Annotated in this window: 16 protein-coding genes; 9 read left to right on the top strand and 7 right to left on the bottom strand. The window is 45.8% G+C overall.

Annotated elements, in window-relative coordinates; all coding sequences use genetic code 11:
• The first annotated feature begins 71 nt into the window (after positions 1-71).
• The 4 genes from GVN16_RS24950 to GVN16_RS24935 all read left to right on the top strand — a co-directional run bounded on the left by GVN16_RS24950 (position 72) and on the right by GVN16_RS24935 (position 7,507).
• Entirely contained in the window at positions 72-911 is an 840-nt protein-coding gene (locus GVN16_RS24950; protein WP_205748990.1) for a ThuA domain-containing protein, read from the top strand.
• 209 nt (positions 912-1,120) lie between these two features.
• Positions 1,121-3,856, top strand: a complete 2,736-nt coding sequence (locus GVN16_RS24945) for a TIM-barrel domain-containing protein (protein ID WP_166566697.1) — start codon at positions 1,121-1,123, stop codon at positions 3,854-3,856.
• Complete coding sequence (locus GVN16_RS24940) at positions 3,853-5,076, top strand: DUF4249 domain-containing protein (RefSeq protein ID WP_166566696.1); 1,224 nt, start codon at positions 3,853-3,855, stop codon at positions 5,074-5,076. The genes GVN16_RS24945 and GVN16_RS24940 overlap by 4 nt, the downstream gene beginning before the upstream one ends.
• 31 nt (positions 5,077-5,107) lie before the next feature.
• Entirely contained in the window at positions 5,108-7,507 is a 2,400-nt protein-coding gene (locus tag GVN16_RS24935; protein ID WP_166566695.1) for a TonB-dependent receptor domain-containing protein, read from the top strand.
• A gap of 60 nt (positions 7,508-7,567) precedes the next feature.
• Here GVN16_RS24935 and GVN16_RS24930 read toward each other — a convergent pair whose 3' ends face one another.
• A complete protein-coding gene (locus GVN16_RS24930) occupies positions 7,568-10,273 on the bottom strand; it encodes an alpha-L-rhamnosidase (protein WP_166566694.1) in 2,706 nt (901 codons plus the stop codon).
• 430 nt (positions 10,274-10,703) lie between these two features.
• Here GVN16_RS24930 and GVN16_RS24925 point away from each other — a divergent pair, with 430 nt between their 5' ends.
• Positions 10,704-11,180 carry a DUF2911 domain-containing protein gene (locus GVN16_RS24925; protein WP_229244351.1) on the top strand — a complete coding sequence of 159 codons (477 nt, stop codon included), beginning with the start codon at positions 10,704-10,706 and terminating at the stop codon, positions 11,178-11,180.
• A gap of 77 nt (positions 11,181-11,257) precedes the next feature.
• Here GVN16_RS24925 and namA read toward each other — a convergent pair whose 3' ends face one another.
• On the bottom strand, positions 11,258-12,325 hold the full coding sequence (gene namA, locus GVN16_RS24920) for an NADPH dehydrogenase NamA (protein ID WP_166566692.1): 1,068 nt from the start codon (positions 12,323-12,325) through the stop codon (positions 11,258-11,260).
• Positions 12,322-12,687, bottom strand: coding sequence for a helix-turn-helix domain-containing protein (locus GVN16_RS24915; RefSeq protein ID WP_166566691.1), 366 nt, complete (start codon positions 12,685-12,687; stop codon positions 12,322-12,324). The genes namA and GVN16_RS24915 overlap by 4 nt, the downstream gene beginning before the upstream one ends.
• 118 nt (positions 12,688-12,805) lie before the next feature.
• Between GVN16_RS24915 and GVN16_RS24910 the strand changes: the two genes are divergently transcribed.
• The 3 genes from GVN16_RS24910 (at position 12,806) to GVN16_RS24900 (ending at position 14,543) form a co-directional block, all read left to right on the top strand.
• Complete coding sequence (locus GVN16_RS24910; protein WP_166566690.1) at positions 12,806-13,168, top strand: DoxX family protein; 363 nt, start codon at positions 12,806-12,808, stop codon at positions 13,166-13,168.
• A gap of 110 nt (positions 13,169-13,278) precedes the next feature.
• Positions 13,279-13,773: a VOC family protein gene (locus tag GVN16_RS24905; RefSeq protein ID WP_166566689.1), complete on the top strand. Its 495-nt coding sequence runs from the start codon at positions 13,279-13,281 to the stop codon at positions 13,771-13,773.
• 59 nt (positions 13,774-13,832) lie between these two features.
• A complete protein-coding gene (locus GVN16_RS24900; RefSeq protein ID WP_166566688.1) occupies positions 13,833-14,543 on the top strand; it encodes a DsbA family protein in 711 nt (236 codons plus the stop codon).
• 54 nt (positions 14,544-14,597) lie between these two features.
• Here the strand turns inward: GVN16_RS24900 and GVN16_RS24895 are convergent, their stop codons facing one another.
• A complete protein-coding gene (locus GVN16_RS24895; RefSeq protein WP_166566687.1) occupies positions 14,598-16,139 on the bottom strand; it encodes a M20/M25/M40 family metallo-hydrolase in 1,542 nt (513 codons plus the stop codon).
• A gap of 357 nt (positions 16,140-16,496) precedes the next feature.
• Between GVN16_RS24895 and GVN16_RS24890 the strand changes: the two genes are divergently transcribed.
• The gene (locus GVN16_RS24890) at positions 16,497-19,052 is read left to right on the top strand and encodes a DUF5686 and carboxypeptidase-like regulatory domain-containing protein (RefSeq protein WP_166566686.1); all 2,556 of its coding nucleotides are present in this window, start codon (positions 16,497-16,499) and stop codon (positions 19,050-19,052) included.
• A gap of 37 nt (positions 19,053-19,089) precedes the next feature.
• On the opposite strand, the gene GVN16_RS24885 is transcribed toward GVN16_RS24890, so the two are convergent.
• From GVN16_RS24885 to GVN16_RS24875, 3 genes are all read right to left on the bottom strand, one after another.
• Positions 19,090-20,691: a Na+/H+ antiporter gene (locus GVN16_RS24885; protein WP_166566685.1), complete on the bottom strand. Its 1,602-nt coding sequence runs from the start codon at positions 20,689-20,691 to the stop codon at positions 19,090-19,092.
• A 164-nt stretch (positions 20,692-20,855) separates the two neighbouring features.
• Positions 20,856-21,293, bottom strand: coding sequence for a PepSY-like domain-containing protein (locus GVN16_RS24880; RefSeq protein ID WP_166566684.1), 438 nt, complete (start codon positions 21,291-21,293; stop codon positions 20,856-20,858).
• A gap of 62 nt (positions 21,294-21,355) precedes the next feature.
• On the bottom strand, positions 21,356-22,165 hold the full coding sequence (locus tag GVN16_RS24875) for an HAEPLYID family protein (protein ID WP_166566683.1): 810 nt from the start codon (positions 22,163-22,165) through the stop codon (positions 21,356-21,358).
• Positions 22,166-22,207: the final 42 nt, after the last annotated feature.

Genomic DNA, 22,207 nt, shown 5'->3' with positions numbered 1-22,207 from the left:
GAAATGAACTGATAAAAAGCTATATTTAAGGTCAGATACCCAACCTTAAAAAATATCCGGTCATGAAACGTATGTGTAAGTTAGCCAAAGGAGCTTTTCCGATGGTTTTTATCTGTTTTTTGTTTGCTTTTTCACAGGCTGTTGCCCAGAAAAAGAAACCTTCCTTCAAAGTAATTGCTTTTTATACCGCTAAAAATGACAAAGCCCACATCAGTTTTGTAGGAGAGGCTCATAAATGGTTTCCCAAAGCAGCGGCTGAAAACGGTTTTACTTACGATTCAACCAATAACTGGTCAAATCTTAACTCCGGATTTCTCTCACATTATCAGGTGGTCGTTTTCCTGGATACCCGTCCGGAAACCCCGGAACAGCGGGAGTCCTTTGAAAAATACATGAAAAACGGGGGAGCCTGGATGGGATTTCATTTTGCGGGGTTTGCCCTGACACCCTCGCAGTTTCCGCAAAACTGGGACTGGTATCACAATGAATTCCTTGGCTCGGGACAATACAAAAGCAACACCTGGAGACCTACCTCAGCGATTCTGAAAGTGGAGGACAGGAAGCATCCGATCTTTAAAAACATACCTGAAACATTTAAAACCTCACCCAGCGAATGGTACAGATGGGAAAAGGACCTCAGGGTCAATCCTGATATTAAAGTGCTGTTGTCTGTTGACCCATCGAGTTTCCCGCTGGGCACTGGCCCCAAGCTCCATGAAATATGGCACAGCGGCGATTATCCGATTGGCTGGACCAACAAAAAGTACAAAATGGTCTATTTTAATTTCGGCCACAATGATATTGATTATGAGAACAAGACCAACAAAGAGCTCTCCTTTACCTTTGCCAATGAGACTCAGAACGGGTTGATATTGAATAGCTTATTGTGGTTAGGGAAGGGCGGGAAATAACATTTGTCACCGACATTATTCTGCTTCCGGCCGGAGATACATGAGACAGTTCCCGGACGATGTCTTCAGCCACTTCTCTATTTGAAAAGTGCTGTTTGTCGACATAAATAACGAGGATGTCTCTGCTATCCCTCAATTGAAAAACCAAATTTGGAATGTGGTTTTTGGTTATATATCTTTATGGAATATTCATATTTTAATACTTAACCGTGATAATAAAAATTTGTAGACTATGTTTAATTTTACTTGTCTGTCATAATGCCTATGCCCAATCTTCAGCCGGAAATTTTAAGAGTTTTGAAAAAAACGGTTCAACTTTAACCCTTAAAGGAACCGGTGGCGACCTCATCGTGGAGGCCTATGCCCGCAATATTTTCAGGATTCAGCTTTTGCGATCAGGTAGTTTGGTCTGGAATGATTCTTACGCTACCGTTTTAAAGCCTTCGGGTACTATCGGAACAGTAAAAGAAACGGCCTCAGAACTGAGCATCTCGTTTGAGGATTGTGACCTGGTGATCAGTAAAAACCCGCTGAAGGTGACCCTGAGGGCAGGAGGCAAAGTGAAGATCAGTGAATCTGAAGGAATGCGGCAAACCGCAGATTCTGTTCATTTCTCATTTGATATCCGGCCTGACAATGTCTTCCACGGGGCAGGCGGCCGACCTTTTGGTCTCAATCTCAACAGGAAAGTTTTTGATTTTTATAACAGTTATGAAGGTGGTTACTATGAAGAAGCCACCAGGCTGTCACAGTCGGCCAGTTTACCCTTCCTGGTTTGTTCAAATCAATACGGTTTGCTGCTCGACAGCGACATGCCCGGCAACTTAAGGTTTGATGTCGGTGGTTTTGATTCCACAAAATTAAATGCCGATGGTTTAAGCACCGGGAAATGGGCCTATTTTCTGATCAACGGAAAGTCTAACGACGAAATACTGCAGAATTACGGACTATTGACCGGGTATCAGCCCTTACCCCCGAGATGGGCTTTCGGCTATATCCAGTCCAAGGCAGGCTTTAAATCTGAACAGGAAGTTCAGACGCTGGTTAACGAACTCAGAACAAAAGGCTTCCCGCTTGATGCCATCGGCTACGACCATGCCTGGTATAAACTGCAGGGTAGTTTTGACTGGGATAAGTCAAAGTTCCCGAATCCCGAGCAGATGGTTAAAGATTTTGCTGCCAAAGGGATAAAAACCATCCTGGGAATTGATCCCTACGCTTCTACGGCGTCCCCGCTTTATTCCGACCTTCTGACCGGAGGTCTGCTTACGGCTTCTTCGTCAGGGCAGCCCGGTTTACAGATCAACACCCCGGCCGGTCCGGTGGGTTTACTGGACATATTCAATACCAAAACACAGATTTTCCTGGGAAATAAACTCAGAAATTTAAATGAAAGTGGCTTAAAAGGCTGGTATTCAGACAGAAATGAGCCGGAGCTGCATCCTAAAGAAATGGTGCATGTCAATGGTAAGGCCGAAATGGTTAATAATCTGTATTCCCACGTCTGGCTGAAAGCCGTTTATGAAAACTTCAGGAAGGACTTTCCGCAGAAACGTCTTTTTCATTTAACAAGATCCGCTTATGTGGGTTCTCAGCGATATGGGGCACTGACCTGGAGTGCCCACCCTGTGAGGTTCTGGGCAGGGCTGAAACTGCAGATTCCGATCATGATCCATGCAGGAATGAGCGGCCTGGCTTATATGCATTCGAGTGTCGGAGGGTATATAACAGGTGATGGTAAAAAAGAAAAAGATGAAGAGCTGGACCTTCGCTGGCTTCAGTTTTCGTGTTTTACACCCATTGTCAGAACCGACGGCGAAAGAGACATCACCGACCCCTCCGGTCTGACAGAGCCGTTCTTCAGCAACTCGAAAAGTGCCCTTAACCTGAGGTACAAAATGCTGCCCTATATTTATTCGCTAGCGTATCTGAATACCACCTCGGCAAGGCCCATTTGTTTGCCTATGGATTATTTTGAGAGCAATACAGATTTATCCACCCTTGCAGACCAGTATTTTTTTGGTGAAAACCTGCTGGTAGCCCCGGTTTTACTTCACGGGATGCTCACCCGCAAGGTGGTGCTGCCGTCCGGAAAATGGTTTAACTTCTGGACCGGTGCCGAGGCCGGAACCAATACTGCTGTTTTTGAAAAACTGACTTTAGACAATATCCCGGTGTATGCCAAAGCCGGAGCCATCATTCCTCTGGCTAATTCTAATTTCAGATCTACAGATAACTACCTGTCAGACAGTCTGACCATCAGATATTTCCATGATATTTCTGCTCCGGCTTCGTCATTCGCTTTTTATCATGACGACGGAAGCGATCCGGAGGCGTTGACCAGGAAGAATTATGAGTTGCTTGAAATGAAAGGCAATGTGTGGCAGGACAGTGTGCAGTTTAACATCACCCGGGTGCAGACTTTCGCCGGAGCCCCGAAAAGCAGGCAGATAGAGTTGGAAGTCGAAAACCTTCAGTCGATTCCCAAATCTGTAAAACTGGGAAGCAGAAACCTCATCCTGGTTTTTTCGAAAGCTGAATTCAAGACCGAAAGTCAGGCTTTTTACAACACAGATACCCGGCAGCTGACCGTCAGATTTAAATGGGAACCCGGAGTCAATTCCAGGCTGGTGATTTACAGGGAAGGCTTGTCGGTATTGACACCTAATGAACCCCTGGTGGAAAGCGGGCGGATGTCGGTTTATCCTAATCCGATTGCCTCACATCAGGTCATCACCATTGAATCTGATGCTGTGTCCGGCGATTATGAACTGGATATCTTCAATACTGCCGGTACCCGTATTTATCATCATCAGCTGGGCAAATACTCAGGCGGCCAGCGGATAAAACACCAGTGGAATTCAGGAGCCAACAAAGGGGCTTTCATGGTCAGGATATGGAATAAAGAAGGCGATATGGTCACCAAAAAACTGGTTATCGAATGAAAAAGCAAACGAAAATCACCCGGATCATTTCCTTCTTTCTGCTGAGCAGCTTTATGTTTTTTGCCTGTGTGGATACATTCCAGGTGGATATATCCACTTCAAAAGGATACCTGATCGTTGACGGCACCATCACAGACCTGAATGAACCCCAGCTGGTTTACATCGGCCGCATCAAACCGGACGTTGATTTTAAAAGCTCTGATTATACCTCTGTCATCAGAACCAACAGTGAGATTTCCCTGCCGGAGTCGAGGGTGGAGGCCAATGTCATTGTCAACGGCACCAAATCTTACAGACTTACGGAAACCGAACCGGGCTATTACCGTCTCCCACCTGATTTTAAAGCTAAAGCCGGTGATGACTACCAGTTGAAGTTTAAAACCTATGACGGGATCAGCTATGAGTCTACCGCTGAAAAAATGATGCCTGTGCCGGCGATCAAAAACCTGCGGGAGGAGTTTAATCCTGTGGGCATTAAGAAAGTCTCCGCCTATGGAAACAACTTTCCTACCAACGATTTTTATCTTGACTTTGAGGACCCGTCAGGAGATAAGAACTTTTACCGCTGGAAATGGACCAGCTGGGAAGTCCAGAAAATATGTGCCTCATGTCCGAGAGGAAAATACTACCTCTATGAAGGGGAGGAGGGTGTTACAGGCGACTGTTTCAGAGATCTGACGATCAACAGCAACATTACCTATGATTACAACTGCGGCAGCGATTGCTGGGATATTTTCACCGGTTCTGACATCAACATCATGTCCGATATTTATTCAAACGGGCAGGAGCAAAAGAACAAACTGGCCGCCCAGGTGCCTTTATACCAGTATAATCCGGCTTTGGTGAGTGTGCAGCAGACTTCGCTGACGGCTAACGCCTACCGGTATTTTAAGCTGATCCAGGACCAGGCCGTCAATACCGGAACACTCGCAGACACCCCTCCGGCTCCGATTAAAAGTAATGTGACGAATATAGCGAGAGAAAGCGAGCTGGTGCTGGGCTTTTTTTCCGCCTCTTCCGTGTCTGAAGTCAGGGTTATGCTGAGCCGGACCAATACAAAAGGATCGGAATTAAACAGCTTGTTCAGGATTGTGACCAACCGGGACGCCAACATAGAGCAGGTGTCGCAGGAACGCCCTTATATTCCGCTGGCGGTTTGTAAAAACAGTCGCCTTAGAACCCCTTTTGTGCCTGCGGGCTGGAGATATGGACGAGATTAATAACAGTACAAAGAAAACGGATCACCGGAAAATGAAAATAGTCAGATATGTCTTTCTTCTTATATTTTTGGCAAACCTTCTGCCCGCCGGGGCACAGGTGGTCAAGGTATACGGGGTAGTGAAAGATTCATTGACCGGAACCCCGCTGGAAGGAGCCTCGGTGGTCCTTGATTTCAGAAAGACCAATGTCGGGGCCAAATCTGATAAAAACGGCCATTTCGTTGTCGGGGTTTATGGCAAAGACCACATCCTGAACATCAGGTACCTGGGTTATGTGCCTTATTCTTACGTGGTGCCGATGGGCAAGGACAGCCTTTTCCTGGAAGTACTGTTGCCTAAGGTTTCCAATCTGCTGGAACAGGTGGTGGTGACCAGCAAAGGATTTGACAAGACCGTCAGGAAACCAATTCTGGGGGCCAACCAGATCAATATCAAGACATTGCAGAAAATACCCGCCGTATTCGGAGAGGTGGATCTGCTCCGGGGCATTCAGATGCTGCCGGGCGTGTCAAGTGTGGGAGAAGCCTCTAACGGGGTCAACATCAGGGGAGGTACCACAGACCAAAACCTTATTTTATTGGATGATACCCCGATATTTAACCCGACTCACATGTTTGGCTTGTTTTCGGTAGTGCCGCCCGATGCGGTGAGTAACCTGGACCTGTACAAAGGCAATGTGCCCGGAAGATTCGGTGGCCGGGCTGCATCGGTAATGGACATCTCACTTAAAAATCCCAACCTGGAAAAATTCAGGATGAACGGCGGTATAAGCCTGGTTTCTAACCGCCTGATGATGGATGTACCGCTGGTAAAAGAAAAACTGGGCATTTATGTGGCCGGGAGAGGAGCTTTTAACGATTTTTTACTTCCAATTGCTTCTGAACGGCTGGACGGGATCAAAACCAAGTTTGCCGAATTTGTATCCAAAGGTTTCTGGAGAATCAATCAGAAGAATACTTTTACGGCCATGGGCTATCACAGTTATGATTATTTCAGAACAGGGCTTCTGACCAATCTGCCCAATGTAGTAGGTACGTCGACTTTCTTTAAACACCAGACCACCAACCTGATGGGACGCTGGCTGCATGTCATTAACTCAAAAATGGATATCCAGACGACGGTGATGACGGCTCATTACAATCCTACGATCGCCACCGTGGAAGCCGAAACCAACAACAATGTGGAGCTGAAGTCGAACCTGGTACAAAACCAGGTTAAATCCAATCTGAATTATCAGCTGAAAGACCATAAACTCGAATCAGGAATCATCCTGACCCAATATCTGATCAGACCCGGTACGCTCGAGCCTAACAGCAGTCCCAGCGTCAATTATATCACCACGCCCTCCGAAAGAGCCAATGAACTGGCCTGGTATGCTGACGATGAAATCAATATCTCCAAAACCGTGGCTTTGTCGCTTGGGCTGAGATATTCCTATTTTATGTCCCTGGGACCTTCTGATGTCAGGGTGTATGAACCCGGACAGCCGAGGGACGATTTCTCGGTAATGGATACGCTTCACTATAAAAAAGGGGCCGTGACGGGCACTTACGGAGGTCTGGAGCCCAGGATAGGCTTCAGGTATGCCTTTACCCCCGATATTTCGGTCAAATTTGGCTATAACCTGATGCGACAGTACATCCAGGTGGTTTCCAATACCACCACACCCATACCGACATCAAGATGGAAAACAAGCGACAGGCACATAAAACCCCAGATCAGTAACCTCGTGACAGCGGGTTATTATCAGAGCATCAAAGACAATATTTACGAGTTCTCACTTGAAGGTTACTACAGGTTTACCCAAAACATGATGGATTATAAGCCGGGGGCAGATTTCCTGCTGCAGCAATATCCCGAAACCCAGCTGATCCAGGGCATTAGCAAAGCCTACGGCGTGGAGTTTATGGCTTCCAAAAAGAAAGGGACCCTGACCGGCTGGGCCAATTATACTTATTCAAGAACCCTCAACAGGGTGAACGGCGATTTGCCGGCAATAGAACTGGTAAACGGAGGTGATTGGTATTCAGCTAATTATGACAAGCCTCACACGGTTAACGCCTCAATAGACATCAGCGTCGACAAGCATAATTCTTTCGGGTTTAATTTTGTGTACAGCACCGGGCGGCCTTATACCCAGCCTGTGGGTTTTGTCAATTATCAGAACAACGTGTATCCGTTTTATGACAAAAGAAACAATGCTAGAATCCCTGATTATCACAGGCTTGATTTCTCATGGAATATCTTTAATCCCAGAATGAAAGACAAGAGATGGAAAGGCAACTGGGCTTTTACCGTCTATAACGCTTATGCCAGAAAGAACGTGTATTCTGTTTTCTTCAAATCCGAACAGGAATCGACCAAGGCTTACAACCTTAAAATATTTGCCTCTGCCATTGTTACAATAGCCTATAATTTTACCTTTGAGTAAAACGAAAAAGACCGGGTGACCGGTCTTTTCGTGATTCTCATATCCAAATTCAAAAAAAAATTACTTATCTCCCGAAAACTGGTATTTACCTGAACCTACTTTAAACACAGTATATCCTTTTTCTTTACCGGAGGCTTTGACTTCTCCGGTACTTTCTATGACACTTTCCTGCTTTTCTGAGGGGAAGTATATTGTCGCGGTAGTATTGGCCGGAATCTCGACATCCAGTTTAATGGCCTTGCCTTCTGTTTTCCAATGGGCTGAAACAGTTCCGTAATAAGTTTCAAATGAGCCTTTGGCATACGTCAGGCCATCGCCCGGGTGGGGTTTGATGATGATTTCCTTGTATCCGACCGCGTTTTCGTCTGTGTCTATGCCCACCACGTCACGGTAAAGCCAGTCACCCACCGCTCCGTAGGCATAATGGTTAAAGGACGTCATGCTCGGGCTGGCAAAAGAGCTGTCGGGTTTCATCGAATCCCATCTTTCCCAGATCGTTGTCGCCCCCATTTTGACCGGATATAACCATGAAGGATAAGTTTCCTGCAGCAGGAGACGGTAGGCTACATCGTTTTTGCCGAACCTGGTCAGGACAGAGGTCAGAAACGGCGTACCTAAAAATCCCGTGGTCAGGTGATAATTGTAGCTTTTGATGTTGTTTTCCAGTCTTTCAACGGCATACGGACGAACACTCTCCGGCATCATGTCAAAGGAAAGGGCCAGAAGGTAGGCCGTTTGTGTTTCTGAGATCAGCCTTCCGTTGCTGCTCATGTATTCTTTCTGGAATGCCGTCCTGACACGCCCCAGCAAGGCTTCAAAGTCCTTCACATCATCTGTTTTACCCAAAGCCCTGGCGGTCTTGATCATCAGGTCCACGTTATAGGCATAAAAACACTGGGCTACCAGATAGTTATCCGTTACCGCCGATTTCTGACCTATCATCCCCTGTGAATCATCCACACGGTAAGACAACCAGTCGCCAAACTGGAATCCGGTGTTCCAGAGGTCGTTTTTAGCGGCTTTCCTGACATGCTCCAGGTAGGCTTTCATGCTCGGGTACTGGGTTTCTATCAGTCTTTTATCTCCATACACCACATACAGGTTCCAGGGGATAATGATACCGGCATCAGACCATCCGGCTGCACCGCTCGGCATATTGAAAAAGGTTCCTTTCAGCGTATTAGGCACCACAAAGGGAATTGATCCGTTGGCATTTTGTTCGAAAGCCACGTCTTTCAGCCATTTGGCGAAGAAACTGTTGACATTAAAATTATATGCCGCTGTTCTCGAAAATACTTCAGCGTCGCCTGTCCAGCCCAACCGCTCATCTCTTTGCGGGCAATCGGTCGGCACATCCAGGAAGTTGCCTTTTTGTCCCCACTGGATGTTCTTCTGTAATTGATTCACCAGGGCACTGGAGCTTTCGAAACTGCCCAAGGGTTTCATGTCTGAATAAAGGGCTACAGCTTCAAAATCATCGGGATTTAATGCCCCTGATAATCCTTCAACCCTGATATACCTGAAGCCATGAAAGGTGAAATGCGGTTCAAAAGTCTCACCACCGCCGCCTTTCAGGATATAGTGGTCCTGGGCTTTGGCAAGCCTGAGGTTTTCAAAATACAGTTCGCCTTTTTTGTCCATCACTTCCACATGTGAGACCGTTATCTTGTCGCCTGATTTGCCGGATACTTTCAGTTTGACCCAGCCCACCAGATTTTGGCCGAAGTCTAAAACTTTGTCTCCTTTCGGTGTCGTGATGACTTTGACGGGTTTGAAAACCTCGTGTTTTTTAATAGGTTCATTATAATTGGCTGACAGATTACTTTTTGAATGCTCTCTGACGATTACCTTTTGCCAGGCCGCATCATTGTAATCAGGGCTGCTCCAACCGTTTTTAGCGAGACGGGCGTCTATGGTTTCGCCGTTGTATAAGTCTGCATAGGTGATTTCGGCAGTAGAGGCTTTCCATGAGCCGTCAGACACCACAAGCTCAGTGCTTCCGTCCGAATACACGATGTTCATCTGGAACAACAGGGCAATGTCTTTCCCGTAAGTGTTTTTCTTCATTTCCCAGCCCAGATGGCCCCTGTACCAGCCGCTGGCCAACGTTACACCGACAGCATTTTTCCCTTTTCTGACCAAAGCCGTCACATCATAAGTCTGGTATTGCAGGTGTTTGTCATAGACTGTCCAGCCCGGCGATAAATAGGCATCGCCCACCCTTTGTCCGTTTATCTGTGCTTCATATAAGCCATGAGCGGTGATGTAAGCTGTAGCTGAAACGATTTTTTTGGCAGCTGAAAACTGTTTTCTCAGCACAGGGCTCGCGGTGATGTTGGTATCCAATCCGAACTCAGGCTCAATCCACGAAGCTTTCCATTCGCTGATGTCCATCAGGGCTGTCTGAAAAACTGCCGGGGCACTCCACTCACTGGTTTGTCCCTGGTTGTCCCAGACTTTCACCTGCCATTGGTACTTTTGTCCCGATTTCAATGCTTTTCCTGCATAAATTAGGTGAGCAGATTGCTCGGAACTGGTTTTGCCGGTATTCCAGACCACTTCTTTTCCGGCGGTTACCTTAAGCTCATACGCCGTTTGTTTCACATTCCGTTTACCGGATTGCAGAGCCCAGCTGAACCGGGGTTGTCTGATGTCAAGCCCTACGGGATTGACCTGGTTTTCCAGCAGCAGGTTTTTAACCGCCAGCTGGGCCCTGGCTGCCCCAAACGACAGCAACAGGGTGATGAACAGGACTGATTTTTTCATTGATCAAGGTTTTTATGGTTAATTCGGTTTGCCGGAATGTATTTTTCTTTGAAAATATTAAACAATTCTGACAATTTTCCGAAAATAAGCACCTTTGAATCCTTAAACTCTCCTGTACCATCCTATTGTACCAAAAAGAGACAATAAATTTTTATGCAACCGATTTAAGAATGACAGGCAGCCGGGCTTTTCAGGAAAGGCCCGGTTTATCATTCAATGACACCTTTTTTCAGGGTTTAAAATACCGTTAAATTTAAAAATTTGTTAAAGAGGGAAGTTTTTATGATATATTTTATGAGAAACAGTATATTTGGTGAAATATTTCTGACGTTATTCATAGCGTTACGGAAGAGTACATCTTAAAATTTTTATTCTAATTTATCAACACTTAATTAGCATTATGAAAACAAATCAAATGAGAAAGGGTTTAATGTTACTTGTTGCAGGTTTATTTATTTCTGTGGCGGGATTTGCACAACAAAGCCCTAAAGCCGAAGCCAAAGGCAAAATTGGTGGTGCCAATGTGACCATCAAATACAGCAGCCCTTTTGTAAAAGGTCGTAAGATCTGGGGTGAACTGGTGCCTTACGGTAAAGTATGGAGAGCTGGTGCCGACAATGCCACGACTTTTGAAACAGACAAAGCCATTACTGTAGAAGGTAAAACACTGGCTGCCGGAAAATACGGTTTCTTCGTGATCCCGGCTGAAGGTGAGTGGACTGTGATCTTTAACAGTGTACCTGATCAGTGGGGTGCTTTTAAATACGACCAGTCTAAAGACGTTCTGAGGGTTAATGTAAAACCTAAGAAAGCAGCTTCCTCAGCTGAAAGCCTTGCATACCATGTGAGTGATAAAGGATTTGACCTGGCCTGGGAAAATGTAGTTGTTCCTGTATCGGTCAAATAAACTTTGAAAGATATGAAGGCCCGGTTCCTGTTTAAGGAGCCGGGCTTTTTTTATTAATACAAATGACGTACTTCGGCTTACTTCGGTTTGGCTCTTTCGTATTGTGAAGGCCATTGAATGTCTTCTCCGAGTTCACGGGCAGCGTGCATCGGGAAATAAGGGTCCCTGAGCATTTGCCTGGCCATCAGGATAAGGTCGGCTTCTCCGTTGCTCAGAATGTCTTCTGCCTGCTGAGCTGTATTGATCAGACCCACAGCTCCGGTCATGATGCCCGCTTCCTGTTTTATCCTGGCCGCAAAAGGCACCTGGTAGCCGGGCGTCAGGGAGATTTTAACCCCGGTAATATTGCCTCCTGTGGAGGTATCGATGAGGTCAACGCCGTTTTCTCTCAGGTGGGCGGCGAGTTTTACAGATTCCTCAATGTTCCATCCGCCTTCTTTCCAGTCGGTGGCAGAAATCCTGACAAACAAAGGAAGGTCCGGAGGCCACACCTCTTTTACCCCGTCGAGAATCTCTGTTAAAAACCTGATCCGGTTTTCAAAGCTTCCTCCGTATTCATCCGTCCTCTGATTGCTGAAAGGCGACAGAAACTGGTGTACCAGGTATCCGTGGGCCGCATGGATCTCGACTACCTTATACCCGGCTTTTAAAGCACGCAATACCGCAGATTTAAAATCTGAAACCACTCCCTTTATCTCTTCTGTGCTCAGTTCATGGGGCACCGTTTCTCCATCCGTAAAAACGACAGCAGAAGCAGAAACCGTCGGCCAGCTTTGAGGCCCTTCCATGATCTGTGCTCCGCCTTTCCACGGAATCTCATGGCTCGCCTTACGCCCGGCATGGGCCAGCTGAATGCCTGCCACAGACCCGTTCTGATGGATGAAAGCAGTGATTTGCTTTAGTTTTTCGATGTGCTCATCTTTCCAGATGCCCAGATCACCGTAACTGATCCTGCCTTCAGGCGACACAGCCGTAGCTTCCTGGATCACCAGGGCTGCCCCGCCCACCGCACGGCTTCCGAGGTGTACAAGATGCCAGTCGTTGGCAAACCCGTCCTCAGCTGAATACTGACACATAGGAGAGACCACCAGGCGGTTTTTCAGGCTTATAATTTTGATGGTCAGCGGCGAGAATAATCTGCTCATATTAATTCAGCTTCTTTAGGACTTTCAGACATAATTCTTTTGCGATGGTTTTCTCCCCATTTCATCATTTCGTCAATAATGTCCTGCAGGGTTTTGCCGTATTCGGTCAGCTGGTATTCTACCGTGACGGGTTTGGTGTCCAGCACGGTCCTTTTTACCAGGTCATTTATTTCAAGTTCTCTGAGTTCTTTCGACAACATTTTGGCCCCGATGCCTTCCACTTCCCGCTGCAATTCCATGAACCTCCTGGTTCCGAAACCAAGAGAACCGATGATGGCAATTTTCCATTTCCCGCTGAGAATATCCAGTGTGTCATGGATGGCCCTTATTTTTCCTTTACATTCTGTATGTACTTTTTCCATTTTGTTTACCCTGGTTTTAATGGTATCCTAAAGGAAACCACTTTCGATGAGAAAAGTAGTTTCTAAAAGAAACTATTGTTTTCCTGAATTTGTATTCATTAAATAAAATAAACTAAACATGTCTGAAAAAACAAAAAAAGTATTGGCTCTTATTTTCACTATTTTACCTTCTTTGATGGTAGTTATGAGTGGTGTGATGAAACTTTCCGGTAGCGAACAGGTGGTTACAGGACTTTCAAAAATCGGTTTTGGTTCCCTTATCTCTGTTTTAGGGGCCGTTGAGCTGATTTCTGTAGCTTTGTTCCTGTATCCCAAAACCTACAAAATCGGGTTTTACCTGCTTTTATCCTATCTGGGTGGAGCAGCGGCTATTGAAATTTCTACAGGTCAGAATCCGGTTGCTTTGGCCCTGATCGCCTTAGCCTGGATCGGTGTTTTTCTGAAAGGACAGGATAATTTTCTTCCTGCTACTTCTAAATAACACGCCTGACAACGATAAGTTCCGGTTGGAACTTAAACTATACCGGGGCTTATCGTCAACTTTTTAATTCTTTAAATGGATTTTTTCTTCATTTCCGGTGTTTTAACGATATGGAAAATAAATATGTTGTTCCTGCAGAAACCCGCATCGGGCATGTGCATCTGAAAGTTTCCAACCTGGACAGGTCACTTGTTTTTTACCATGACCTGCTGGGTTTTGAAATCATGAGCAGGTATGGTGATTCTGCCGTTTTTATATCGGCCGGAGGTTACCATCACCACATTGCCCTGAACACCTGGCACAGCAAAGATGCACCGCCTGCACCGAGAAACGGGGTAGGCTTGTATCATACGGCCATTGTTTACCCTACCCGTAAAGACCTGGCCGTTATTTATGACCGTCTGATCAAAGCGGGCTTTTACGGTATCAAGGCCATTGACCATGGGGTGTCTGAAGCACTGTACCTCAATGATCCGGATAATAACGGCATTGAGCTCTATTGGGACAAACCGAAAGACTTATGGGAATTTGATGAGGACGGATCGCTGATGATGGTCAGCAGGGCCCTGGACCTGCAGCATTTCCTGGATGAATTGGAAAAATAAACAGTAATCTTAATGGTTGAAAAACCAGAATTTATATATCAATGAACACAAATCAAAGTATGAAAGTAGAAATATGGTCGGACGTTATGTGTCCGTTCTGCTATATCGGGAAAAGAAAGTTTGAAAGTGCCATGAAAGAGTTTTCTGACGCCGGGAACATCGAACTGGAATGGCACAGTTTCCAGCTGGACCCGGAAATCGTTGCGGATCCAGACAAAAATATTTACGAATACCTGTCTGAAAGAAAAGGCATGTCTTATGAACAATCTGTTCAGATGCATGACCACGTGGTCAAAATGGCCGCTGAGTCAGGACTGACCTATAATTTTGATAAGGCAGTGGTAGCCAATTCTTTTGATGCACACCGTCTTATTCAGTTGGCCAAGACCAAAGGCCTGGGTGATGAGATCGAAGAACAATTGTTTAAGGCTTACTTCACAGAAGGTAAAGATTTCGGGAACCATCAGGTATTGGCCCAGCTGGGTAAAGAAATCGGGCTGGATGAAAACGAAGTAAGTGAAGTGCTCGGCAATCGTGATAAATTCGCTGCAGAAGTCAAAAAAGATACCCAGGAAGCTGCCAGAATCGGCGTGAGAGGGGTTCCTTTCTTTGTTTTTGACAGGAAATTTGCCGTTTCAGGAGCACAGCCCTCAGAAGTATTCCTGAATACCCTTCAGAAATCTTTCGGTGAGTGGCGTGAAGCCAACCCGGTATTTAAACTGGAAGTGGCTGATGGCACCGCCTGTACGCCCGACGGAGAATGCAATTAAAAAGAAAAGCCCTTTACTGATCACAGCAAAGGGCTTTTTTTTAATCTTTCCAGATCAGTCCAGACCACCTTTTCTTGTCGGTGATTTTGGAGTCGGCCAGGTACCCGGCTCTCCCTTGGCGTTCAATGGCAACACCACTTTATCCCTTGAGGTTTTATTCGGGTCTTCGCTCGCTTCATACGCAAGAACTGCCGCAATAATCGCGTTGTTTCTCACATCATCAAAAACGATTTTATCATAAGTATCACGGTTGGTATGCCAGGTATAAGTGCCATATGACCAGTTCAGTGAGCTTAATGAAAAAGCAGGAGCTCCTGCTGCCACAAAGGAAGCAAAGTCTGATCCGCCGGTTCCGGGAGTGCCCGGAAATCTTGTTTCTACATGCTGACTTACTTCTTTAGGGACTTTGCTAAGCCATCTGCCCAGGTAGTCATAAGAATTAAGGAAACCCTGTCCGGCAAGGTTGATCACCCTTCCCGTACCGTTATCCTGGTTGAATACCACCTGGATGCCTTTCACGATTTCAGGATGATCTTCCACAAAGGCCCTTGAGCCGTTTAGTCCCTGCTCTTCGCTGCCCCAGTGTCCTACCAGGATGGTTCTTTTCGGATTAGGATACAGTTTTTTAAGGATACGCATGGCTTCCATCATCACGATAGTCCCTGTACCGTTGTCTGTAGCCCCTGTTCCGCCGTCCCATGAGTCGAAGTGGGCAGAAAGGATCACATACTCGTCCGGTTTTTCAGTGCCTTTGATTTCAGCGATGGTATTGAATGCCGGTACCACGCCGTTTTCTTTGGCATCTGTCATGATGCTCAGCTTAGGTTTGATACCCGCTTCGGTCAGTCTGTACAGCGTTCCGTAGTCTTCTACAGAGATGTCAATGGTAGGGATGGTTTTGGCCACCGCTCCGAATATCTTGTTGGCTCCGAATCCTTTTGACCAGTAACACATCACGATACCCGCCGCCCCTGCTTTTTCAAGAGCCACCGGAAGTGTTTTTGTGCCATACCCTGTTTTAGAGATTCTTTTGGTCCAGGCATCGGTTTGAACCGTCCTGTCAGCCTTCATTTTTTCAAATGATTCTTTGGTCGCGAATTCCTGCCAGTTGTAATCCGGTCTTCCGGTCGGCTGGTTCATCGAAATCATCACCAGTTTGCCTTTGACAGAGGGTAGCCAGGCCTGGAAAGCGATAGAGTCCTGCAGATCAGGAATAATGACGGTTTCTGCAATGATGGTTTTGCCTTTTGTGCCCGGGCTCCAGGCCAGCTGCATGCCTTCAAGTGATTTTACCCTCGGATAAACCATGTCGATGTGGGAAACGCCTCTTTCCCATCCTCTCCATTCGCCCCATTTCTCTGTTCTGGCTGCAATTCCCCAGTCTTTGTACTTGTTCACTGCCCAGTCGCCCGCCTGTTTCATTTGCGGCGAGCCCACCAGTCTCGGCCCGATGACATCCATCAGTTCGAAAGCCAGTTTTTCAAGCTGAGAGTTCTCGGTGGCCTCTTTGGTGATTTTTTCGGACATGGTCTGACCGAAAACCATGGTGCCGGAAAGCATCAGGGCAGCAAAAAATGTTGTTGTTGTTTTCTTCATTAAATCATTAAGGTTTGATGATGTTTTAATCGGGGTACAAATTAATAAATTGTAATTAAAATAAAGCTTTTTAGAGCTTAAGTTGATGAGAAACAAGCAGATTAGTCTGGTTTTCAGACCTTCTGATGAGCAAAGATTTTGCTATTGGTACATTACCAAGAATTATTGGTACACAGGCAATGATTTCGTTTTATACCGCATCTTTTATTTTGGTCGTTTGTTATATTAGCATAGGCAGCGAAAAGTATATCCGGTACGTAATTTACTTATTGGCAGCTTGTTTTTTAGAGGGGGCGGAGGTGAAGAAATTTCAGACCGGGGCCCATTTGAAAAGACGCTTAACTTTATCAACTTAGAATGAAAAAGAATTACTTATTTGTTTTTTTACTCTTACTAAATTCTTTTTTAGGCTACCGGTCATATGCTCAGAATACCACGATAGTTAAGGGAAATATCCAGGATAAACTCACCAAAGAACCCGTTCCTTTTGCCTCTGTCATGTTTGTGGGCAGCACCATCGGCACCAACAGCGGATTTGAGGGTGATTATCAGATCAGCTCTGATAATGTTTCATTAAAGCAGCTTAAAATTTCATTTGTAGGATACAAAACCCTCGTGCTGGATATTACCCCGGGCACCACCCAGACCCTTGACGTTCAGCTGGAACAGGAAGCCAAGCAATTGCAGGAAGTGAGTGTCAAAGCGGACCGCCTCAGGTACAGGAACAAGAACAATCCTGCGGTAGACCTGATCAACCTGGTCATTGATAACAAGCCCAAAAATAAATCCGACAACTATGATTTCTACGAACACGAGAAATATGAGAAGATACAGTTTGCCCTGAGTAATGTCAGCGAAAAATTCAAGAACAGGGCGGTGTTTAAAAACTTCAAATTCATATTTGAAGGCATGGATTCGACCAAGCTGGCCGGAGGAAAGCCTGTTTTGCCGATGTATATCAAGGAAACCATCTCGGATGTCTATTTCAGAAAGAACCCGAAAAAAGAGAAGCAGATCATTAAAGGTGATAAAATGATCAGTTTTGAAGGGTATGTGGATGACAACGGCATCGACAATTACCTGAAAAACATGTACCAGCACATCGATATTTATGAAAATGATATCACGATGCTGACCAACCAGTTTCTCAGTCCCATAGCTAAAAGCTCCCCGCTTTTCTATAAGTTTTTTATCCTGGACACCGTGGTGGTAGATCAGCAGAAGCTTATCAACCTGGCTTTTATGCCCAGGAATCCGAATGATTTCCTGTTTCAGGGCAATCTTTACATTACGCTCGACAGTGCGTATGCCGTCAGGAAACTCGACATGTCGGTCAACAGCCGTATTAACCTCAACTGGGTCAAAGAGCTGAAAATAAAGCAGGAATTCGAAAAAGACGATGCCGGATATTACAGCTTGACCAAGGATGATTTTATGGCTGATTTCGGACTGGGGAAAGGCTCTATGGGTATTTTCGGACAAAAGACTGTTTCGTATAAAAACATCAAAATTAACCAGCCCCGTTATCTGACCGACTATGAAGGGGCAGAGGTGGAAGTCAGGGAGAAAGCGACAGAACAGGACGATTCTTTCTGGCAGGAAAACCGGCACGGGGCTTTGTCCGCTTCAGAAGAGGGCATTTATACCAAAATAGACAGTGTCAAGAAAGTGCCGGCCTTTACTCGGAGTATGGACCTGGCAACTTTGCTGCTGATCAGTTTTAAAAGCTTCGGTCCGGTGGAAATGGGCCCTGTCAACACTTTTTACAGCTTTAATCCGGTGGAAGGCTTCAGGCTCAGGTTCGGGGGAAGAACCACCCCTCAGTTTAGCAAAAAGATCGTTCTGGATGCCTACACTGCCTATGGTTTTAAAGACCAGCAATGGAAATATTATGTAGGTGCCACCTATTCATTTACTGATAAGACCATCTATGATTTCCCGGTCAGGTCCCTGAAAATCAGTTATCAGAAAGATACCAAGATTCCGGGTCAGAGCCTCCAGTTTGTACAGGAAGATAATTTCCTCCTGTCGTTTAAAAGAGGGGTGAACGATAAATGGTCTTACAACGATATCGTGCAGGCCGAGTATCTTCATGAGTATAAAAACCATTTTTCTTTCCTGCTGGGCTATAAATACTGGATACAATATCCTGGCGGAAGCCTGAATTTCAATTTTACAGACTATAACGACAATACCAGTGAACCAGGCCACCTGACGACCTCTGAATTCAGCCTTAACCTGCGATGGGCTCCGAAGGAGAAATTCTACCAGAGTAAGCTGTACAGAAGCCCGATTTATAATAAGTATCCCATCTTTAGTCTGAGGTACGCCATTGGTTTGAGAGACGTATTTAACGGCGAATTCAATTACCAGAGTGTTACTTTCAGTGCTTTTAAAAGGGTCTACCTGTCACAGGTGGGCTATACCAATATTTTGCTGGAAGGCGGGCAGCTGATTGGGAAAGTGCCGTTTCCTTTGCTGAATATCCACAGGGCCAACCAGTCCTATGATTTCCAGTTCAGGTCTTACAACCTCATGAATTTCCTGGAGTTTGTCAGCGACAGGTATGCAGGGCTTAATATCGACCATTATTTTAACGGCTTCTTTTTCAACAAAGTACCACTGATGAAAAGGTTGAAATGGAGAGAAGTGGCGACATTTAAACTGCTTTACGGTGACCTGAGAAAGGAAAATAATCCTGCTTACACAGACGATATCCTGAGGTTTCCTGAAGCGGAAGACGGAACACCGATTACCCATACTTTCGCCAATAAACCTTATATGGAAGGCAGTATTGGTGTGGCCAATATTTTTAAGTTCCTGAGAGTAGACCTGGTCAAACGCTTTAATTATCTCAGCAATCCGCATGTATCCGGATTGGGGGTGAGGGCCAGTTTTAAATTTGATTTTTAATTTTTGTACGTCCGTGCCTCGAGGCACGGACCGACGATTACCCGATATACATTTCCATCTGCAACCTGGTCTCCTCCAGGTCCAGTTCCCTTTCTATTTTCCTGAGGATTTCCTCGCTGGCTTTGCCTTTTTTATGAAGTTCTTCGAGCATGGTCCGCTCCACATTGATGAGGTCAATCTGAAGCTGGGAAAACTCGTTAAATACATTGCCCGCCAGGGTTTCTCCGTTGCCGAAGTAGTTGGCCGGAAGATCGGTTTTCTGAAGCCTGTTAAATTTGACTTCGTATTTGCTTTTGATATTGTTAAGCAATTCATCCTGCACCAGGCCGAAATTTTCTTCTATGTGCGTAATCGTATGACTGACCACATGCGACCTGATCTCAAATTCTTCCGAAGCAATGGAATGAGGAGGTAACTTCAGCATCTTAATGACCCACGGCAGGGTAAGCCCGAGTAAAACGAGTGTCGACAAAATGACGCAAAAGGTAATATAGATGATCAGGTTTCTGTGCGGGAAAATGGTTCCGTCAGCCAGGGTCAGCGGAATAGCCAGGGCTGCTGCCATGGATACGACTCCCCGCATACCGGCCCAGCCGAAGACCACCAGGTTTCGCGGATCAAAAGACTCGGTGGTCCTGATTTTACGGCTCAGCATTCTCGGCAGCATGGTAGCTGGAACCACCCAGACAAACCTGACGATGATCACCACCACACTGATCACAACGCCGTACAGAGCCAGCTCACTCATAGAATAGTCCCCGATACCCTGGATAACGCTTCTCAGTTGCAGACCGATCAGGATAAATATGAGGCTGTTCAGGATATATATGACCACATCCCAGACCGCGTAAGTCATGATCCGGCTTTGATGGCTAAATATCTCTCCTGATCGGAAAGACAGGTATAATCCCGTGGAAACCACGGCCAGGACACCCGAAACATGGAAATGTTCTGCCAGCAGATAAGAGGCAAAAGGAGTTAAAAAAGTAAGTGTAACTTCAATGATGGGGTCGCAGATGAATTTCTTGTGAATCAGGTACATGATGTATCCGATGGCCAGCCCGATGGCTATTCCGGCTGCGGAAATCAGGAGGAAGTTGAGGCCCGCCTGCCAGAAGATAAAGTTACCGGCTGCTGCTGCGGCCAGGGCATATTTGTAAGCCACCAGGCCACTGGCGTCGTTTACCAGGCTTTCCCCTTCCAGGATAGTAATAAGCCGCGGCTGGAGTTTCAGTCCCTTGGTCACGGAGGTAGCTGCCACCGCATCAGGCGGGGAAACAATAGCCCCGATCAGAAAAGCAAGCGGCCAGCTCAGATCAGGTATCAGTAAATGAGCCACCACAGCCACCAGCAATGTCGTAAAGAGTACCAGCCCGACCGCCGCGTACGTGATGGGCCTGATGGCTGCCTTGAAATCATGCCAGCTGGTGTTCCATGCCGCACTGTAAAGCAGCGGAGGCAGGAAAATGATGAAAACAATTTCGGGATTAAGTGAAACGATCGGTAGTCCGGGAGCGAGGCTGATGACAACACCGCAAAGTACGAGTGCGATCGGAAAAGGAAATTTATATTTATTGCTCAGCACACCCAGGAAAGTGATACCAAACAACAGCATGATAATGACGGTGATGTTTTCCACAAAAGAATGATTTAAGGGGCTTTTGGTTTACAGGTTAACAGCAAAAATAGGGTTCTGAATTCCCGTATTGATTTTAAAAACAAATAAAATACTTTTTAAGACCAAATCCCAGTACGCATTTGTTGAAAACAAAGAAGACGGCCTGAGAGCCGCCTTCCGTTTTTTTAATCAGCAATGTTCTCCACCACTTTTCCCTTTATGTCGAAAGTTACCTTTCGGTCGTCTTTTTTCTTTTCCAGGTCAACCTGGTATGTGACTACCCCTTTTTGCTCAATTCTGACGGCGTCGCTTGAGGCATAGCCCGGAAATTGCTGTCTGATGCTTTTCCTGACCAGTGCAGGAAGGTCGCTTTTGGCGATGTCCTGTGCATGCATGATCACCTTGCCGGCCTTGTCGATGTGCATTTTATGGTCTTTTGAAGGGATTCCTGTTTCGAATTCCACTTCAAAAATTTCTCCTTTTTTCTCCCATTCCACGTCTGCCGCCTTTGAATATTTCTGCTGAAATGCATTGACCACCACGGCCGGAACCTGGCTTTGAGGAATGTCCTGGGCAAAAGAGAAGGAAGTAACGGCTGATAATAACACTACTAGATTTTTCATCGTATTTATTGATTTTGTTAAGCGAAATAAAGAACAGATTCAGGAAACATTTGGGAAAGGAGTTACTTCTTACGGCCCGGCTCATAAATGAGACGGGTCAGGAAACTCAGGCTCTGGGTTTTCACATTCACCGGAATTCCTGTAGCAAATCCTATAGCAAGGCCTGAGGCTATTTTAACTTTGATTTGCGGATGAATGACCGTTATTTTCTGTTTTCCGGAGGTTTCATGGTTGAGCTCAACCCCTATAAAATTGGAAGAGGGCAGAACATAATGCATGCTCAGGTTGACCTGGTAATTGAATTCGCGTACCTCAGAGTTAAACTGTTGATAATAAGATGGACCTGTATAAAGAAGTGTATTGACAGCTCCCCATTTTTTAGCGACAATCAGGAAAGGATTGAAGGTATTCCCTTTTACCAGCGAGCGGGTTTTTCGAAAAGTGGCATAAGAATGCAGGTTGATTTCATAAATAGAGCCCAAAGCAGCCGAAAGCTGATTTTTCGGGGATACCAGGAAAGTATATTGTGCCGCCATTTTTACACCTTCCACCTTGTCCTTCGGAATGACCTCGTCTGTATGATCCGGTCTTATGGTATGCGAAAACCGGAACGGTACTTCAACTTCAAGACCCAGACGGTTGACGGGGGAAAACTCAAATTCTGCAAACCCGCTCTGAGTAATAAATGTATTCTGGTCTTCCATGATCCAGCCCACGTTGATTTCTTTTTCTCCTTTCCGGGCCCCGAGGTCACGGATCAGGTCGATGTATAAAGGCTCGGCATGACTGATTTTGACAGGTTTGTTGTCGCTTTGTGCGAAAGCACCGGAAGATGCCAGAAAAAGCAGGAAGTAAGTAAGGTATTGTTTCATTGCTGTCGTTTTTTGATACAATGTTAGACAGGCAATTAGGAA

It is taken from the genome of Emticicia sp. CRIBPO (genome assembly GCF_009905725.1).
Lineage (GTDB): Bacteria > Bacteroidota > Bacteroidia > Cytophagales > Spirosomataceae > Leadbetterella.
The sequence above is the reverse complement of the archived record's forward strand: the minus strand, read 5'-3'. Positions and strand labels throughout refer to the sequence as shown.

What these genes read in the sequence shown, in the direction of transcription:
- GVN16_RS24915 (WP_166566691.1), bottom strand. Translation starts at nt 12,687, where the DNA reads ATGGAAAAAGTACATACAGAATGTAAAGGAAAAATAAGGGCCATCCAT.
- GVN16_RS24875 (WP_166566683.1), bottom strand. Translation starts at nt 22,165, where the DNA reads ATGAAACAATACCTTACTTACTTCCTGCTTTTTCTGGCATCTTCCGGT.
- GVN16_RS24880 (WP_166566684.1), bottom strand. Translation starts at nt 21,293, where the DNA reads ATGAAAAATCTAGTAGTGTTATTATCAGCCGTTACTTCCTTCTCTTTT.
- GVN16_RS24890 (WP_166566686.1), top strand. Translation starts at nt 16,497, where the DNA reads ATGAAAAAGAATTACTTATTTGTTTTTTTACTCTTACTAAATTCTTTT.
- GVN16_RS24925 (WP_229244351.1), top strand. Translation starts at nt 10,704, where the DNA reads ATGTTACTTGTTGCAGGTTTATTTATTTCTGTGGCGGGATTTGCACAA.
- GVN16_RS24935 (WP_166566695.1), top strand. Translation starts at nt 5,108, where the DNA reads ATGAAAATAGTCAGATATGTCTTTCTTCTTATATTTTTGGCAAACCTT.
- GVN16_RS24895 (WP_166566687.1), bottom strand. Translation starts at nt 16,139, where the DNA reads ATGAAGAAAACAACAACAACATTTTTTGCTGCCCTGATGCTTTCCGGC.
- GVN16_RS24910 (WP_166566690.1), top strand. Translation starts at nt 12,806, where the DNA reads ATGTCTGAAAAAACAAAAAAAGTATTGGCTCTTATTTTCACTATTTTA.
- GVN16_RS24905 (WP_166566689.1), top strand. Translation starts at nt 13,279, where the DNA reads ATGGAAAATAAATATGTTGTTCCTGCAGAAACCCGCATCGGGCATGTG.
- GVN16_RS24930 (WP_166566694.1), bottom strand. Translation starts at nt 10,273, where the DNA reads ATGAAAAAATCAGTCCTGTTCATCACCCTGTTGCTGTCGTTTGGGGCA.
- GVN16_RS24940 (WP_166566696.1), top strand. Translation starts at nt 3,853, where the DNA reads ATGAAAAAGCAAACGAAAATCACCCGGATCATTTCCTTCTTTCTGCTG.
- GVN16_RS24950 (WP_205748990.1), top strand. Translation starts at nt 72, where the DNA reads ATGTGTAAGTTAGCCAAAGGAGCTTTTCCGATGGTTTTTATCTGTTTT.
- GVN16_RS24900 (WP_166566688.1), top strand. Translation starts at nt 13,833, where the DNA reads ATGAAAGTAGAAATATGGTCGGACGTTATGTGTCCGTTCTGCTATATC.
- namA (WP_166566692.1), bottom strand. Translation starts at nt 12,325, where the DNA reads ATGAGCAGATTATTCTCGCCGCTGACCATCAAAATTATAAGCCTGAAA.